The sequence below is a fragment of the Williamsia limnetica genome, from assembly GCF_003217475.1.
Taxonomy (GTDB): domain Bacteria; phylum Actinomycetota; class Actinomycetes; order Mycobacteriales; family Mycobacteriaceae; genus Williamsia; species Williamsia limnetica.
Map to the genome: position 1 here is coordinate 1 of NZ_QJSP01000044.1, position 2,372 is coordinate 2,372.

At 64.2% G+C, this 2,372-nt stretch carries 1 protein-coding gene; it reads right to left on the bottom strand.

What is annotated here, in order from left to right:
• A partial coding sequence (locus DFR67_RS30090; RefSeq protein WP_211325204.1) for a (Fe-S)-binding protein occupies window positions 1–2,372 on the bottom strand: 2,372 nt, incomplete at both ends.

The window sequence follows — 2,372 nt, forward strand, 5'->3', positions numbered from 1 at the left end:
TTCTTCGCTGCGCCACCCGGTTTGGGGGCTCCGCCGCCGGGCTTCTTCGCGCCGCCGCCGATACCGAGGCCGCCGCCGACCTTCGGCTTCTCCTTGGTCTCGGTGGCTGCGGGAGCCGACGCCTTTGCCGGTTCGGGTGCGGGCTTCTCGGCGACCTTCTCTTCGGGTTCGATGGTCGGAGCCGACAGGCCCAGCGACGCTGCGCCGAGGAATCGTCCGCCGCGCTTGATCTCCGGGGCGCCGCGCTTGACGGCCTCGAGGATCAGCTGGGAGACGTCGACGACCTCGACCTTGCCCTCTTGCTCGGTGCCCGAGGTCTGCGCGGTCACGCCGTCGGACAGCATGACCTTGCAGAACGGGCAGCCGGTGGCAACCTTTTTGGGGTTGGTGGTCAGTGCCTCGTCGACCCGGTCGATGTTGATGCGCTTGCCGATGCTCTCTTCCATCCACATGCGAGCACCGCCTGCGCCGCAGCACATCGACCGCTCACCGTGGCGAGGCATCTCTTTGAGAGTGGTGCCTGACGCCGCCAGCAGCTCACGAGGGGCGCCGTAGACCTTGTTGTGCCGGCCCAGGAAGCAGGGGTCGTGGTAGGTGATGTCTTCATTGACCTCGGCCACCGGGATCAGTCGCTTGTCCCGGACGAGCCGGTTCAACAGCTGCGTGTGGTGGACGACCTCATACTTGCCGCCGACCTGCGGATACTCTTTGCCCAGGGTGTTGAAGCAGTGGGCGCAGGTGACGACGATCTTCTTCTTCTGATGCGGAGCGGTGGCGAACAACTCGTCGAATGTCGCGATGTTCTGCTGCGCCAGCATCTGGAACAGGAACTCGTTGCCCGCTCGGCGAGCAGAGTCTCCGTTACAGGTCTCGCCCTCGCCGAGGACGAGGAAGTCGACGGCCGCGATGTCGAGCAGTTCGGCGACCGCCTTGGTGGTCTTTTTGGCCCTGTCTTCGAAGGCGCCGGCGCAGCCGACCCAGAAGAGGTATTCGAAGCCCTCGAAGCTCTCGACGTCCTGGCCGAAGACCGGGATCTCGATGTCCATCTCGTCGATCCACTTCGTGCGGTCCTTGGAGTTCTGACCCCACGGGTTGCCCTTGTTCTCGAGATTCTTGAACAAACCGGCGAGCTCGCTCGGGAAGTCCGACTCGATCAGGACCTGGTAGCGGCGCATGTCGATGATGTGGTCGACGTGCTCGATGTCGACGGGGCACTGCTCTACGCAGGCACCGCATTGCGTGCAGCTCCACAGGGTGTCGTGGTCGATGACGGCGCCGGTGGAGCCTTGGCTCGCGCCGACGAGAGGCCGCTCGGCCTCCAGGCGCGCCGCTTCGGGGATGGCGTCAAGTTTGTCCTGCAGGACGTTTCCGTCGGCGTCGACGAGACCGATCTCGTCGCCCCCGAGGTCTTTCTTACCGCCGGCCAGCAGGTACGGAGCCTTCGCCTGTCCGTGGTCGCGCAACGACATGATGAGCAGCTTGGGCGAGAGTGGCTTACCGGTGTTCCATGCGGGGCACTGACTCTGGCAGCGACCGCACTCGGTGCAGGTGGAGAAGTCGAGCCAGCCCTTCCAGGAGAAGTCCTCGATCTTGCCGGCGCCGAATGCGTCGACGTCGGGATCGGCCGTCTCCATGTCGAGCACCTTGCCGGAGGACATCATGGGCTTCGCCGCACCGAGGGCGACGCCGCCGTCGTCTTCGCGCTTGAAGTAGATGTTGAAGAACGCCGAGAACCTGTGCCAGGCAACGCCCCAGTTGATGTTGCGGCCGACGACAGCGAGCCAGATCATGCCGGACATCAGCTTGATCAAAGCGAAGATCGACACCATGATCGCGCTGGCGGGCAGCAATTTGGCGACCTGCATGGTGAAGAAGTCGGATCCGGCATTCGCGTGGCCGTACGTGGCGATCTTGCCGGCCTTCACGAACACCATGCCCAGGCCCTCGAGGAGCACCACGATCTCGACGAAGTACGCAGCGCTGAAGTTGGAGCCGCCGAAGCGGGACAGCCGTTCGGGCACCCGGGGGTGGTTGAGCTGGCGGATGAGGATGAGGACCAGGATGCCGATGACGGTGCCGAGGCCCAGGATCTCATCGAGCAGGTGCCAGGCGAACGTGTCGCCGAACAGCGGCCAGGAGAACTCTGGATCGAAGACCTGACCGTAGGCCTCGAACCACAGCAGGGCGCCGAGGAGGAAGCCGACCATCACGAGCCAGTGCGCCCAGCCGACCGTCCGGAACTTGGCCATGCGCGTATGAGCGATGAACTCGATCATCATCTGCTTGAAACGGGGCCAGATCGGGAAAATCCTGGTGGTGTCCTTTTGCCCCTGGGCGATGGTGCGGATCATTCTCCACACCCCGCCGAAGAA